This window comes from Marinomonas phaeophyticola, from assembly GCF_026966905.1.
Taxonomy (GTDB): domain Bacteria; phylum Pseudomonadota; class Gammaproteobacteria; order Pseudomonadales; family Marinomonadaceae; genus Marinomonas; species Marinomonas phaeophyticola.
In genome coordinates this window covers 151,606-165,630 of the sequence record NZ_JAPUBN010000024.1, presented here as the reverse complement: position 1 = coordinate 165,630, position 14,025 = coordinate 151,606, and the positions used below count along the sequence as shown (strand labels likewise).

General features: G+C 40.6%; 14 protein-coding genes. 12 read left to right on the top strand and 2 right to left on the bottom strand.

What is annotated here, in order from left to right; genetic code table 11:
• The 9 genes from O1D97_RS19050 to O1D97_RS19010 all read left to right on the top strand — a co-directional run bounded on the left by O1D97_RS19050 (nucleotide 1) and on the right by O1D97_RS19010 (nucleotide 8,019).
• Nucleotides 1–969, top strand: coding sequence for an ABC transporter permease (locus O1D97_RS19050; RefSeq protein WP_269127796.1), 969 nt, complete (start codon nucleotides 1–3; stop codon nucleotides 967–969).
• A gap of 1 nt (nucleotide 970) precedes the next feature.
• Complete coding sequence (locus O1D97_RS19045; protein WP_269127794.1) at nucleotides 971–1,375, top strand: cytidine deaminase; 405 nt, start codon at nucleotides 971–973, stop codon at nucleotides 1,373–1,375.
• A 133-nt stretch (nucleotides 1,376–1,508) separates the two neighbouring features.
• On the top strand, nucleotides 1,509–2,324 hold the full coding sequence (locus O1D97_RS19040) for a purine-nucleoside phosphorylase (protein WP_269127793.1): 816 nt from the start codon (nucleotides 1,509–1,511) through the stop codon (nucleotides 2,322–2,324).
• A complete protein-coding gene (gene deoC / locus O1D97_RS19035) occupies nucleotides 2,321–3,115 on the top strand; it encodes a deoxyribose-phosphate aldolase (RefSeq protein ID WP_269127792.1) in 795 nt (264 codons plus the stop codon). The genes O1D97_RS19040 and deoC overlap by 4 nt, the downstream gene beginning before the upstream one ends.
• A 32-nt stretch (nucleotides 3,116–3,147) precedes the next feature.
• On the top strand, nucleotides 3,148–4,368 hold the full coding sequence (locus tag O1D97_RS19030; protein WP_269127791.1) for a phosphopentomutase: 1,221 nt from the start codon (nucleotides 3,148–3,150) through the stop codon (nucleotides 4,366–4,368).
• Between the two features lie 180 nt (nucleotides 4,369–4,548).
• Nucleotides 4,549–4,779: a Trp family transcriptional regulator gene (locus O1D97_RS19025; protein ID WP_269127790.1), complete on the top strand. Its 231-nt coding sequence runs from the start codon at nucleotides 4,549–4,551 to the stop codon at nucleotides 4,777–4,779.
• A complete protein-coding gene (locus O1D97_RS19020) occupies nucleotides 4,779–6,179 on the top strand; it encodes an anthranilate synthase component I family protein (RefSeq protein WP_269127789.1) in 1,401 nt (466 codons plus the stop codon). Before O1D97_RS19025 ends, O1D97_RS19020 begins: the two co-directional genes overlap by 1 nt.
• Before the next feature lie 14 nt (nucleotides 6,180–6,193).
• Nucleotides 6,194–6,850, top strand: a complete 657-nt coding sequence (locus tag O1D97_RS19015; RefSeq protein ID WP_269127788.1) for an anthranilate synthase component II — start codon at nucleotides 6,194–6,196, stop codon at nucleotides 6,848–6,850.
• 116 nt (nucleotides 6,851–6,966) lie between these two features.
• Nucleotides 6,967–8,019 (top strand): GGDEF domain-containing protein, encoded by a 1,053-nt coding sequence (locus O1D97_RS19010; RefSeq protein ID WP_269127787.1) that lies wholly within the window; start codon nucleotides 6,967–6,969, stop codon nucleotides 8,017–8,019.
• Nucleotides 8,020–8,077: 58 nt separating this feature from the next.
• On the opposite strand, the gene trpA is transcribed toward O1D97_RS19010, so the two are convergent.
• Together trpA and trpB are read right to left on the bottom strand one after the other, a co-directional pair.
• The gene (gene trpA / locus O1D97_RS19005) at nucleotides 8,078–8,881 is read right to left on the bottom strand and encodes a tryptophan synthase subunit alpha (protein ID WP_269127786.1); all 804 of its coding nucleotides are present in this window, start codon (nucleotides 8,879–8,881) and stop codon (nucleotides 8,078–8,080) included.
• Nucleotides 8,878–10,155: a tryptophan synthase subunit beta gene (gene trpB, locus O1D97_RS19000; protein ID WP_269127785.1), complete on the bottom strand. Its 1,278-nt coding sequence runs from the start codon at nucleotides 10,153–10,155 to the stop codon at nucleotides 8,878–8,880. Before trpB ends, trpA begins: the two co-directional genes overlap by 4 nt.
• A 129-nt stretch (nucleotides 10,156–10,284) precedes the next feature.
• Between trpB and O1D97_RS18995 the strand changes: the two genes are divergently transcribed.
• The 3 genes from O1D97_RS18995 to O1D97_RS18985 all read left to right on the top strand — a co-directional run bounded on the left by O1D97_RS18995 (nucleotide 10,285) and on the right by O1D97_RS18985 (nucleotide 14,023).
• Entirely contained in the window at nucleotides 10,285–10,833 is a 549-nt protein-coding gene (locus O1D97_RS18995) for a TetR/AcrR family transcriptional regulator (protein ID WP_269127784.1), read from the top strand.
• 212 nt (nucleotides 10,834–11,045) lie between these two features.
• The gene (locus O1D97_RS18990; protein WP_269127782.1) at nucleotides 11,046–12,590 is read left to right on the top strand and encodes a PAS domain S-box protein; all 1,545 of its coding nucleotides are present in this window, start codon (nucleotides 11,046–11,048) and stop codon (nucleotides 12,588–12,590) included.
• The gene (locus O1D97_RS18985; protein ID WP_269127781.1) at nucleotides 12,548–14,023 is read left to right on the top strand and encodes a GGDEF domain-containing protein; all 1,476 of its coding nucleotides are present in this window, start codon (nucleotides 12,548–12,550) and stop codon (nucleotides 14,021–14,023) included. The genes O1D97_RS18990 and O1D97_RS18985 overlap by 43 nt, the downstream gene beginning before the upstream one ends.
• Nucleotides 14,024–14,025 lie beyond the last annotated feature (2 nt).

Below are 14,025 nucleotides of genomic sequence, written 5' to 3'. Positions count from 1 at the left end.
ATGTTCGAAACATTAATTTTGATTCTTGATGCCACAATGCGAGTGTCAACACCATTAATTTTAGCAGCGTTAGCAGGCTTGTTCTCTGAACGCTCAGGTATTGTTGATATTGGCCTTGAAGGTAAAATTCTTGGAGGGGCGTTTGCCGCGGCTGCAGCGGCGGCGGTATTTGGTTCTGCTTGGATAGGCCTTATTTTTGCGATGCTTGCATCCATAGGTTTGGCTTTGATTCACGGCTTTGCCTGTATTACCCATCGCGGTGATCATATTGTAAGTGGTGTTGCTATTAACACAATTGTTGCGGGTTTAACCGTGACGTTAGGATTGGATTGGTTTGGCATGGGTGGTCAGACACCCACACTTGCGGGTGACGCTCGATTCCTTTCACTGACATTGCCTTTTGCTGATGCCGTTGCTGATGTCCCTGTAATAGGCCTAATTTATTCAGAGCTATTAAGTGGTCATAATGTGCTGGTTTATTTGGCGTTTGCTTGTGTGCCGTTAACATATTGGGTGATTTACAAAACACGCTTTGGTCTACGTTTACGGGCGGTAGGTGAAAACCCACATGCGGTAGATACGGCAGGTATATCCGTTGCCTTTCTTCGTTATAGAGCGGTTATCATTTGTGGTATTTTATGTGGACTGGCAGGTGCGTATCTTTCTACGGCACATAATGCGGGTTTCTTAAAAGACATGAGTGCCGGTAAAGGTTATATTGCATTAGCGGCTCTTATTTTTGGTAAGTGGAGGCCGGTTCCAGTTCTATTCGCGTGCTTGTTATTTGGCTTCTTAGATGCCGTTGCGGTTCGGATGCAAGGTGTTTCCTTACCTGGTATCGGAGAAATTCCAGTACAAGCAATAGAAGTGTTGCCTTACGTACTCACTGTATTGTTATTGGCTGGTTTCATAGGTAAAGCGATTGGACCGAAAGCGGTTGGTCGACCCTATGTGAAAGAGAGAGCGTAAAATGACTCAATCTATTGATAAAGAGTTGCTCGATCTTGCTAAGGAAGCCATGAGTAAGGCCTATGTGCCTTACTCTAAGTTTACTGTAGGAGCGGCAATACGTACGGCATCTGGTCTGTTGTATTCAGGTTGTAATGTGGAAAATGCGTCCTATCCAGAAGGCACTTGTGCTGAAGCAGGGGCGATAGCATCCATGGTCCGCGACGGTCAAACTCAAATCGAAAGCATTTATGTGATCGGCAAAGGTGATGAGCTAGTCACACCCTGTGGTGGTTGTCGTCAACGTATCAGAGAGTTTTCAGACACCAATACGATGATTCATATTTGTGGCCCTGAAGGCGTTAGAAAATCAATGACAATGGAAGAGTTGTTGCCTTTCTCTTTTGGACCTGACAACCTCAAATAAATTCCTCTCTAAAAGTTAGCACTGGGTGTTACGAGTGCTAACGGTTTTCAAATCGCCATGGAACCGCGTAAAAACCACAGGGATTAGCCTGTGCTAAATGTGGACTACTTTTTATAGTTAAAAAGGAAGGTGTATGAAAGCATATCAATTAAGTGCGGAATATCTCCGCAATAAACTGTCTCAACGTAAGCCTAAGGTAGCCATTATTTTAGGCAGTGGCTTAGGTTCGTTGGCGGATGCCATTGAAGATCCTCTGATTATTCCTTATTACGATATACCTGGTTTCCCAACGGCTACAGTGCATGGGCATAAAGGGCAGCTGGTAATAGGAACATTAGGCAACCAAGAAGTGGCTTGTATGCAAGGACGCTTCCACCTCTATGAAGGTATTTCACCTGAAGTGTTACAGATTCCATTAAGAGCTCTTAAGCTTATTGGCTGTGAACAGGTGCTACTCACCAATGCGGCCGGTAGTTTACATTCTGAAATGGCCCCTGGCAGTTTAATGTTAATCGAAGATCATATTAACTTTACGGGCTTGAATCCATTAACGGGTGAGAATGATGAGGCGATTGGCCCTCGTTTTTTAGATTTAACTCAAGCCTATGATAGAGATATGCGTACGAGCATTCAACGCGTCGCTAAAGAGATGAAGATTGAATTACATAATGGCGTGTATCTGTGGGCGGTTGGACCGACTTTTGAAACCCCTGCAGAAATACGCATGTTCCGGCTTTTGGGAGCGGATGCTATTGGAATGAGTACAGTACCAGAAACCCTAGTTGCTCGTCATTGTGGTATGAAAGTCGCTGCGATTTCGTCTATTACCAATTTGGGTGCAGGGATGTCTGGCAATGCTTTGAGTCATGAAGAAACCCTTGATGAAGGTCAAAAGGCCGCTAAATTATTAGGGGATTTGATTGTTAAATGGCTAGAGAGTTTATTATGAGTGTATTGTCTTTAACCGATGCCGAATTAGCGGGCTTTGCTATAGGTCTACTGGATTTAACCAGTTTGAACGACTTAGATACAGAAGCGGATATTACTGCTTTATGTGAAAGTGCCGCCAAAGCAAAGCAACTTACTCACGTCAACGTGGCGGCTTTATGTATTTATCCTCGCTTTATTCCTTGGGCCAAGCAAGAGTTGCAGCGTTTGGGTTTAGAGAATGTAAAAGTGGCTACTGTGAGTAATTTCCCCCATGGCCGCAATAATATTGAAGCAGCGGTGGCGGAAACTCAAGCCTGTCTTGCTTATGGTGCCGATGAGGTGGATGTGGTGTTTCCTTATCAGAGCTTATTGGCAGGCGATGAACAGGTTGGTTTGCAACTGGTTCAGGCTTGTAAGCATGCGTGTGGCCCCGCAGTACTTAAGGTGATTATCGAGACTGGCGAATTAAAGTCTGCCGATATGATACATAGAGCGTCGCAAATTGCTATTCAGGCGGGAGCGGATTTTATTAAAACGTCGACAGGAAAAGTTCCCGTTAACGCCACTCCTGAAGCCGCGAGAGTGATGCTTGAATGCATTAAAAAGGCGGATCATAGGGTTTGTTTTAAGCCCGCTGGTGGAGTGAAAACATTGGCTGATGCAAAAGACTATTTTCGATTAGTTGAGACAATTCTTGGAGATGAAGCATTAACACCTGAGCGTTTTCGCTTTGGTGCTAGTTCTCTACTGGCATCATTATTATTGGTAATGGGTCATTCTATTAACACGGTGAGTCCGTCTCATTACTAGCTTAATTTAAGAATCAATAAAAGGGGCGAGTTTTGTCTAGAGCCATAATATTAATGATGGACTCCTTTGGAGTTGGTGCCGCACATGATGCGGATAAATTTGGTGACCTTGGTTCAAATACATTGGGTAGTATTGCGCGAGCTTGTATGGAAGAAAAAGCTAATGTGGGTCGAGAAGGTCCTTTAAAGCTCCCAAATTTAGAGAAAAAAGGGCTGGGGATGTTAGCGAAAATGAGCTGTGGACAACTCCCAGCAGGCTTTGATGATTCAGTAACTGTGGACGCTTTGTATGGTTATGCACAGGAATTGTCCTCAGGTAAAGATACGCCGAGTGGTCATTGGGAGTTAGCGGGTGTGCCGGTTCTATTTGATTGGGATTATTTTCCAGATACCTCGCACTGCTTCCCTAAAAATTTTATCGATGAGCTACTAAAGCGGGCAAATCTTAAAGGCGTATTAGGTGAAACACATGCTTCAGGTACGGAGGTTATTGCTCGCTTAGGTGTTGAACATATTGAAACCGGTTTTCCTATCATCTATACGTCAGCAGACAGTGTCTTACAAATTGCGGCACATGAAACGTATTTTGGCTTAGATAAACTCATTGAATTAAGTCACATTGCCCGAGATTTATTAGATGAAATGGACATGAATATCGCGAGGGTTATTGCTAGACCTTTTGATGGGGAAACGCCTGCGACATTTGCTAGAACAGGCAATCGTAAAGATTTAGCCATACCACCACCGTCCAAAACCGTATTGAACTTAGTTGAAGAAGCCGGTGGAAAGGTGATTAGCATTGGTAAAATAGCGGATATTTATGCGCACTCTGGAATTACCCATAAAATCAAAGCAAACGGAAACATGGCCTTATTTGATGCGACTTTGAAAGCGGTCCAAGAGTCGAGTGATGACAGTGTGATTTTTCCTAATTTTGTCGATTTTGACCAAAATTATGGTCATCGTCGTGATGTCTCTGGTTATGCGAAAGCCTTGGAAGAGTTCGATGCTCGTTTGCCTGAATTAGATGCTCTTTTAAAGCCTGGTGATAGAGTCTTTATCACAGCGGATCATGGATGTGATCCGACATGGAAAGGAACTGAACATACACGTGAACATGTTCCTGTTATTTGCTTTGGCCCTGATTTAGCGGGAGGCAGTATTGGTACACGTACAAGCTTTGCAGATATTGGTCAAAGTATTGCTGTGTTGTTTAATCTTGCCAAGCTGGATTATGGTGAAAGTTTCTTATAGCACTTTTTAATGGAAGCTCGTTGGCTCTATACGCGCGTCATTTTGATATTCAGAATGACGCGTTTTTTTTGCGTATCAACTCATTTTTACTACCATTTAGTGTGTCATGAGAATCCATTTGCAGGGAGGGATATTTTTCTGTATTGTACTAGTACGTGAATACATAGTTGAAGTGATAACATGCAAGAATTAGCGAAATATTTTCTGGCCGCAAAAGATGAGCAAGCCATGCAAAAGCTTTTACGGGGCTTGCTTACACCTAACGAAGTAAATGAAATGGGTAAGCGCTTACAGATTTTTGCTCTCTTAAAAGAGGGAGTTTCTCAGAGAGAAATAGCGAAGCAGCTTGGAGTGGGAATTGCCACCGTCACCCGTGGCTCAAGAGCCTTAAAAGAATTGGAAGAAAAATAATGTCCGTTAAACCAGAACCATTTAAGTTACCGAGAAAGCCTCATTATGTCACTGTATCTGAGGGCTGTGATTTTTTTGAATTATTTAAAAAAATAGAAAAGCGTTTTGATACCTGTTTTATGTTGGAGTCCTTAGGAGAGGAAAGTTTTATCTCTCGCTATTCCATCATTGGATTTGATCCTGAAAAAACTCTGTGGGCAGAGGGCAATGAACTACATATTCAGGACTATAACGGAGAAGTAAATACTTACCTTTCTGATAACCCATACTATTTATTACGAGACATTGTTCCTCAGAATATTTTATCTCGTAAATACTCTGGTGGTTTAACGGGTTATATTGGCTATGATGCCATGAATTATTTTGAACCGAGTTTGAAACTGCATACAAGTGACATGTTTGAGGCGTTTAAATTTGGGCTTTACACGGATGGTTTGATTTTAGACAAGATGACGGGGGTTATTTTTTATTTTTATTACGGTGATCAAAGCAGTAATAGAATGCCATTGATTGAGTCTATGTTGAATGAGACTACTCCGGAAAATGGGCCTTTGGTAGTAAAGGCTAAAGGCGAATCCATGAGTCAACAAGATCATGCGGATGCAGTGGCAAAGGTTAAGCAAGACATAGTGGATGGCAAAATTTTCCAAACGGAAGTCGGCTTTAAAAAATGGTTTAGTCTCGATGGAGACTGCATCAATATTTATGAACAAATGCGTCAAATTAACCCTTCCCCTCAGATGTATTTTATTAAATTTGGTGAGCAGAAAGTCATTGGAGCCAGCCCTGAAATGTTATTCCGTTTGAGACAAGGCGAAATGGAAACTTTTCCGTTAGCCGGAACGGCAAAAAGAGGTGCAACGGAAGAGGAAGACCGAGAGCTGGCTCGAGTGTTGTTAAATGATCCAAAGGAAATTGCTGAACATAATATGATTGTGGATTTACATCGTAATGATATTGGTCGAGTAGCGCAATTTGGGACGGTGAAAGTGCGTAGTCTGATGGACATTAAACGTTTTAGTCATGTTCAGCATATCTCTAGTGAAATTGTGGGAATCATGGCTGAAAATGAAGATATGTTTTCTGGCTTAGCAAGTAACTTTCCGGCAGGAACATTAACCGGAGCACCAAAAATTGAAGCCATGAAAATTATTGATAATTTAGAAGGTGAAGGTCGAGGCCCTTACGGCGGTGCAGTCGGCCATTTTTCATTTAATGGGGATTGTACCTTTGCGATTCCAATTAGGACGGTGTTTGCGTATGGTAAAAAAGCGTATGTACAGACATGCGGAGGTAATGTTTTTGATTCTAATGCAGAAGATGAATATGAAGAAATTCAACGCAAATTTGCTGGTACTAAACGTGTATTAGACCAATTTATTCCATCTGATTTAGATTAAAGGCAGCTACTAGTATGAAAGTGTATATTATTGATAACTATGATTCTTTTACCTATAACCTATATCAATATATCGGTGAAATATTGACTAGTGCAAAAAACCGTGGCCAGTTAACGGATTTTCAAGTCGTTGTTAAGCGTAATGATGGTTTTAAGTTAAATGATCTGAAAGACGCCGATAGAATTATCATCTCCCCTGGACCTGGTTCTCCTGAAGATGAGTCGTATTTTGGGAAATGTGCTGAGGTAATTAAGGAATTAGGGAAAACAATTCCATTAATGGGAGTGTGTTTAGGCATGCAAGGAATCGTTCATGTGTTTGGTGGTCGGATTGTGAAGGCGCCATTACCTATGCATGGAAAAACCAGTCCCATTCAGCATGATGGTAAGGGTATTTTCCATGAAATTCCGGATCAGTTAGAGATCATGCGATACCACTCATTGATTGCTGAAAGCGAGAGTTTTCCTGAGGAATTGGAGGTCACCGCTGCCGTAGGGAGTTTGCCTCAATCAGAGTTTTTGAATAGAGAGAGGATAGTCAAAGGTGGACAGTTCGAAATTATGGGAGTGCGACATAAACACTATCCAATTCAAGGGATTCAATTCCACCCTGAGTCTTTTGCGACTGAAGGAGGGAAAGATTTAATTAGAAATTTCTTGTTTCAGGTATAAGTAGTTAACTAATATCTAAATTAGGAAGTGCTATTATTAGCGCTTCTTAATATTTTAGAGTAGGCTTTATTTTTTACAGTAGTAAATTTTGTATTTAAGTTCTGAGGCAGCTGGATATGGGGACGAGCCAAAAATTCTTATTAGATTATTTTAGACGCTGTCAAAAAGTACTTTCTCGCATCGCTTTAGGTGCGGATGCTAAGGCGGTTTTTAGTGAGTTGCAGACTATCGTTGAGTCGATGGAGCCTGGACGTACTGCCAGTGTTCTGCAATTAAATCCATCCACTAAAACCCTCCATAGCTATGTGAGTAATCGTTTACCAAAACCCTATGTTGATGCCATAGAAGGGATTGAAATAGGTGAATTTGTTGGTTGTTGTGGGGCCGCTGTTTATCTGGCTCAAACGGTTATTGCTGAAGATTTACAAACACACCCCAATTGGCGTTTGTTTAGGGATATAACGAAGGCCGCAAATTTGGAGGCCTGTTGGTCGGTTCCTATTGAGTTATCTGATGGGCATATTTTCGGTTCTTTTGCTATTTATTCTAATGAAAAAAGTTTGCCAACAGATGAAGAGCTAGAAATACTGACTATGGCGGCACATATAGGTAGTGTTGCTATAGAAAAGACGTTACTGGAAGAAAAACTTAGGTTTGCCGCAACTCATGATGTATTAACAGGGCTATTAAATCGAACCCAATTTGAGATGCTTGCTGAAAAAATGCGAGCGCATTTAGAACGCCGTCAATTGTCTATGAGTTTACTATTTTTAGATCTAAATCATTTTAAAGATATCAATGACCAATACGGCCATGATTTAGGTGATGATTTGTTGATTTTGTTTGCTAAAGTGCTTGCAAATGAATTAAGAGAATCTGATATCGTTTGCCGTAGAGGAGGCGACGAATTTTTAGTTGCATTAAGTGGAACATCAAAACAAGGTGCTGAGATGTATGTTAGCCGAGTAAGAAAATGTTTTGCAAAAGAGGTCGTTACTCTGAAACTCCCTAGGAAGGTTGAGTTTGCAGCAGGCATTGCCGAAACGGCCTCTGGTCCTTATTTGTCTCTTGATCGTTTAATTATTAAAGCAGATCAAAATATGTATAAACATAAAGCCCAAATGAAAAAGCGATCCGCTGAAGAAATGGACAGACGTTTTTTAGAATAAAACGGTTCTAATTACTGATGTTTATCTTACTAACGACAGTCAAAAGAACCGCACTTGATTAACTATGATGGAGATGCGGAAATAGTTCTTTGACAAACAGAGCAGCGGCTGTGGCGCCTTGATTATCGTATCTATCTAATAACGCGGAGCCGATAATGGCAATGTCAGCATGATGCATAATCTCTTCTACTTGTTTTCTTGAACGAATACCAAAACCGATTGCTAACGGCGTTTGCGTATAGCATTTGACGTCATTTATGTATGAGTATGATTGAATATCTCGTGTACGGTTGCCTCCAGTTACTCCTGAACGGCTCACACAATATAAAAGGCCGGATGAGCGTTGAGCAATGCTTTTTAAACGTTCCTTAGGTGTGATTGGGGTAACTAACCAAATCGGGTCTATTTTAAAAACATCGCAGGCTTGTTGGTACTCTTGAGCATTTTCAATGGCTAAGTCTGGAATGATGATACCACTAATTCCAGATAGAGAGGCTTGTTCAATAAAGGTTGTCATACCAAACTTAAATATAGGGTTTAGATAGCTCATAAACACTATTTTACTGTTAGGGTATGCTTGAGCTAAGGTTTTAAGATGCAATAAACAATCTTTGATTTTTAGGTCTTCGGTTAATGCTTTATGACAAGCATTTACAATCGTTGGTCCATCCGCAACGGGGTCAGAAAATGGGAATTGAACTTCCAATAAATCGACTCCCAAATCTAATAATGTTTTCATCCATGTGAGGCTTTCTTCTACCGATGGGTAGCCATAAATAACATGAGTCATAGATAGCGGGGTTTGATTCTCTAATGATAATTGCTGTTTTCGGGTGGTGATAAATTGCTGAAGTTGACTCATATTACTCCTCCTTCGTTGTTTAGGTCGTCTGCTTGATCGTCATTATTACTAAATGTGTTCGCATACTCTTGAATAAAAGGCACAAACTCCTCGTCTTGAAAGGCTTTAGCGACATTGAAAATGTCCTTATCACCGCGCCCCGATAAATTGACGACGATATGTTGCTGACTCGAGAGTTTTGGCGCCTCTCTAAATGCCGCTGCAAGAGCATGGGAGGATTCTAATGCTGGAATGATGCCTTCGTTTCTTAATAGTAATGAACAGGCTTCCAGTACTTCTTTATCAGATGCATAGGTCATACGGACTCTGTTTACCTCTGCTAAATGCGCAATAATAGGGGAGACACCCACGTAATCTAACCCTGCAGCAATAGAGTGAGTATCTTGTAGTTGTCCTGATTCGTTTTGTAGAAAGATACTGGAAAAGCCTTGGGCTATCGCTTTAGAACCCAGATTGTGAGAAAGCCTAATGGAATGCTCTCCAATTTCTTGTCCTTTACCTGCGGCTTCAACACCAATCATCTCGACAGTATTGTCTTCCAAAAAAGCATTAAATAAACCGATGGCGTTTGAGCCCCCACCGACACAGGCATATAACTTATCGGGTAGCGTATTAAATTGGGCTTGGCTTTGTGTTTTGACCTCATCTCCGATAACAGATTGAAAATAGGCCACCATCTCAGGAAAGGGAGCGCAGCCACACGCAGTACCAATTAAGTAGTGGCTGTTCTCATGACTACCAGACCAATCACGTAGGGCTTCGTCAAGAGCGTCTTTAAGGGTCTGAGAACCTGTGGTAACTGAGACAACCGTTGCGCCTAATTGCTTCATCCAAAAGACATTGGGGTATTGTCGTGCGATGTCTTTTGCTCCCATATAAATGGTGCACTCTAAACCTAATCTAGCGGCCACAAGCGCGGTGGCAATACCGTGTTGTCCTGCACCTGTTTCAGCGATGACACGGGTTTTCCCCATACGTTTTACAAGCAGTCCTTGACCAATGACGTTATTCATCTTGTGAGCGCCACTGTGATTCAGGTCTTCTCTTTTAAGGTAAATTTGAGCGCCACCAAAATGCGCGCTGAGATTTTCGCAATGAGTCAGCGGTGTTGGTCGGCCTGAGAACTGCTCCCATTGTTTATGTAATTCCTGCATAAATAATGGATCGTTTTTTGCTTCTTCAAATGCCTTTACTATTTGCTGCTGGCTGGTGTAAAGAATTTCAGGAATGTAACTACCGCCGTATTGTCCATAGTAGCCCTGTTCGCTCTTCATTTTGGTAACCTCATATATTAATTTATTAACCATACCGTTTAGTTAATAAATTAATGCTTATTTACTGGTAGGTCAAGAGTGTTTATGAAAAAATACAAATTCTTTTATTATGCTGAATAGGACCCTGATATGGCTCGTGGACGACCAAGTAAAAAATTGGAAATTGCCGAATGTGCAAAATCTATTTTCCAAAAGAATGGATATCAAGGTACTAGTATCGATCAAGTTGTTGTTTTATCTGGGGTTTCTAAGCCGACGGTGTATAGTAATTTTGCCTCTAAGCAAATTTTGTGGGTAGAAGTTATGAAGCAGGTTATTACGGCTTCAGAGTCCGCTATGCAAAATCTAGAAAGTCATCATGAACACTTCCTGGATGCGTGGATTGAAATATGGGAAACATGGAGCCATTGTGATACTCGCTTGAGCCTGTATCGAATTATGTTAGGGGAAAAAGTGAAAATGGAGGCGGAGTCTCTGACACTCTTTTCGGACTTTGAGGCCATCTTGTTTAAAAAGTTAGACAAGCTTAAAACAAATCAAGCTCCTCGAATGGATTCGGCTCACTACGCCGTATTGTGCTTTACCAGTCACTACCTCTTTATTGATAGCGTGCTATATCCTAACCCTGAAAAAATTACGCCTGATGTACGTACGTTATTGAGCCGCGTTTTTTCCTAAATGAGTAAGATTAATTGATATTAATTTATGTTATATGTAAGCAATGATTGAATATTTGCTACACTGTAAATGATGGCATTTTTTATGGTTCGTATTTTTAGAAAAGGGAATAAATCAATACTACACAATGTTATTTTTAGCTTTCCGTTTGCTAGTCGTGGAAGGTGCTTTCAATTCGTGTATTCATGTTTTAATTATCAATGCGGGTATCTATGTTACACATTGCACGTTTATCACCGATAAAGTTTTTTTTAGGTTTATTAATCTGTTGTTTTGGTGTGTCTTACATTTTTGTTTCCTATCTTATCCAGCTTGAATATGAATCAAATAGGGCTGCGGCTTATGCCTCAGGTGAAAGTCAGTCAGCTCTTATTAGTACGACTATTTCCCATAACATGTCGGCTAACCATGCATTAGCTTCCTTGATACGTTTTTCTAATGGCAATGTATCGCTTTTTGAGTCGTATTCAAGTGAATTAAAAAAACAATACCCTCTCGCTTCACACTTTTCTCTTTCCCCTGGAGGCGTAATTAAATGGGTCTATCCTTTAGCAGGAAATGAAGACTCGATTGGATTGAATCAGCTCAGTGATCCCGATCAGAAAGAAATGGCTCTCTTAGCGAAACAGTCTCAAAAGCTAACACTAGCGGGTCCTATCCATTTAGTGCAAGGAGGTAAGGCATTAATTGGGCGTTGGCCTGTGTGGATAGAAGAAGAAAATAAACAGGTATTTTGGGGCTTTACTAATGTGGTGGTGAGGCTGGAAAATTTTTTAAAAGAGGTGAATCTACCTGATTTAGCAAAGCAGGGTTACCATTATCGGTTGGAAAGAGTGAATGACAATGACATTAACTCTTTCATTGCCACTTCCACTAACCACCTAATGGAAGAGCAACACTGGGTAGAAATAAACATAGAAATTCCTAATGGTAATTGGATTTTAAAGCTATCTCCGAAAAAGGGTTGGTTGTCCAAATCAACACTTGTGTTAAATATCGGTGTAGCTGTCATTCTCTCTCTACTGTTTGCTGGGTTAGGTGGGCTTCTATGGCACATATTTCTAATCAAAAGTCAGTTAGAGACGATAGTCGAAGAGAGAACTCGGGAGGTTGTACATACACATAATCGATTAAAATCATTGCTGCATGCTATTCCAGACATGTTATTTGAATTAGATGATGATGGTGTGATTTTGTATAGTCACACACCGAATTTTGATTTCTGTGGTTTCTCAGTGGATAAGGTAATTGGGCGGAATATCCATGATTTACTCCCATTAGAAGTGACGCAATGTCTTAATGAGGCTTTTATAGAGGCTAGGGCACGAGGACATTCTATTGGTAAAATCTTTTCTTTTATTAATGATGATCGTATTCGTTGGTTTGAATTATCGGTTACCTATTCAAATAAAGAGGAGGGGGTTTATGGTTCTCGCTACGTTGTTTTACCAAGAGACATTACCGTAAGAAAAGAGTCTGAATTAGAATTGCGTATTGCTGCAACGGCATTTGAGTCTCAAGATGCCATGATTATTACGGATATTTATAAAAATATATTAAGAGTTAATAAAGCGTTTGAATTGTTAACTGGCTACAGTGAAAGTGAGGTTTTAGGAAAAAGTACTGATATTCTGAATTCTAACCATCATAAAGAGACGTTTTATCAAAGTTTGCACTCCCAGCTGCGCATGCATGGCTATTGGGAAGGGGAGATATGGAGTCGAAAAAAGATGGTGCCGTCTATCCTGAGTTACTAAGTATTTCTGCTGTATATGATACTAATGGAGATGCCGTGAATTATGTTGCGATAGCGAAAGATATTACATCAGTGAAACAGAATGAACGGACGATAAATCAACTGAGTTTTTATGACTCTTTAACTTGCTTGCCAAATAGAAAAATGGTCTTGGAGCATGTTGAGGAAATTCTTACAAAGAGAAAAACTCCGTCAACTAATGCCCCTAAAGCGCATAAATCTCAACTCTTTGGCGCCATTTTGTTTATTGACTTAGATAACTTTAAAAATATCAATGATACTAAGGGACACCCTATAGGTGATCTTTTCTTACAGCAAGTGGCGGTTCGGCTAAGCGAATGTATGGAAGATCGTAGTATGGTCGCTCGTTTTGGTGGAGATGAGTTTATCGTTGTACTTACGCCTAGCAATCTTGAAAAAATACAAGCAAAGCATGAAGAGAATATAATTCATAAGATTCAATCTGCTTTAAGTTCACCGATTACTCTTAATGAAGAAAGTTTTGATGTTTCTTCTAGTATTGGTTTTGCTGAAATTGATCACATCACGCATACGGCGGCTGATGTGTTCAAAAATGCTGAGCTGGCGATGTATGAGGCAAAAGCCGCAGGCAGAAGTCAGATTTGTTACTACTCAGTACGCATGCAAGAGAAGCTATTAAGTAAAATGAATTTGGAACTGGCCTTAAGGGATGCAATTACAAACGATGAATTTGAATTATACTATCAGCCACAATTTGATCGTCTAGGTAATATTCAAGGAGTGGAGGCTTTAATTCGGTGGTTTCATCCTACACAAGGGCTTATTTCTCCCATGCAATTTATCCCATTAGCCGAAGAGTCTAAATTGATTATTTCTATCGGTGATTGGGTGATTAGAACAGCTTGTTTACAGCTTAAAAAATGGCAAACTTCATCTAATCTTCAGCATGCCACCATATCCGTTAATGTGAGCGCATTACAATTTTCTCAGGATGATTTTGTTACGTCTGTAGAAGCCATATTAAGAGAAATTGATGTTCCGCCTAAACAGTTGCAGATTGAACTGACTGAAAGTATGTTAGTTGCTGACAAAGAAATTATTGCCCATAAAATGGGGGAGTTAAAACAATTAGGGATACAGTTCTCATTAGATGATTTTGGAACGGGTTACTCTTCTCTATCGTATTTGCAGAAGTTACCATTTGATCAATTAAAAATAGATCAATCCTTTGTGCGAGGCTTATCTAGCCATGATGAAGACAGTTCATTAGCGTTCGCTATAGCCGCCATGGGAAGCAGCTTGGGATTAGAAGTAATAGCCGAAGGTGTTGAAACTCAAGCCCAGCTCGATTTATTGAAACAGTGTGGCTGTGACTTATTTCAAGGTTACTTTCTGGGGTATCCTGTTCCAGTGAGTGAGCTAGAGAATCGATTTTCACAAAGAGATAGATAATG

Bases quoted from the DNA above. Each gene is read 5' to 3' on its own strand.
- O1D97_RS19050 (WP_269127796.1), top strand. From the start codon at position 1: ATGTTCGAAACATTAATTTTGATTCTTGATGCCACAATGCGAGTGTCA.
- O1D97_RS19045 (WP_269127794.1), top strand. From the start codon at position 971: ATGACTCAATCTATTGATAAAGAGTTGCTCGATCTTGCTAAGGAAGCC.
- O1D97_RS19040 (WP_269127793.1), top strand. From the start codon at position 1,509: ATGAAAGCATATCAATTAAGTGCGGAATATCTCCGCAATAAACTGTCT.
- deoC (WP_269127792.1), top strand. From the start codon at position 2,321: ATGAGTGTATTGTCTTTAACCGATGCCGAATTAGCGGGCTTTGCTATA.
- O1D97_RS19025 (WP_269127790.1), top strand. From the start codon at position 4,549: ATGCAAGAATTAGCGAAATATTTTCTGGCCGCAAAAGATGAGCAAGCC.
- O1D97_RS19020 (WP_269127789.1), top strand. From the start codon at position 4,779: ATGTCCGTTAAACCAGAACCATTTAAGTTACCGAGAAAGCCTCATTAT.
- O1D97_RS19015 (WP_269127788.1), top strand. From the start codon at position 6,194: ATGAAAGTGTATATTATTGATAACTATGATTCTTTTACCTATAACCTA.
- O1D97_RS19010 (WP_269127787.1), top strand. From the start codon at position 6,967: ATGGGGACGAGCCAAAAATTCTTATTAGATTATTTTAGACGCTGTCAA.
- trpA (WP_269127786.1), bottom strand. From the start codon at position 8,881: ATGAGTCAACTTCAGCAATTTATCACCACCCGAAAACAGCAATTATCA.
- trpB (WP_269127785.1), bottom strand. From the start codon at position 10,155: ATGAAGAGCGAACAGGGCTACTATGGACAATACGGCGGTAGTTACATT.
- O1D97_RS18995 (WP_269127784.1), top strand. From the start codon at position 10,285: ATGGCTCGTGGACGACCAAGTAAAAAATTGGAAATTGCCGAATGTGCA.
- O1D97_RS18990 (WP_269127782.1), top strand. From the start codon at position 11,046: ATGTTACACATTGCACGTTTATCACCGATAAAGTTTTTTTTAGGTTTA.
- O1D97_RS18985 (WP_269127781.1), top strand. From the start codon at position 12,548: ATGGAGTCGAAAAAAGATGGTGCCGTCTATCCTGAGTTACTAAGTATT.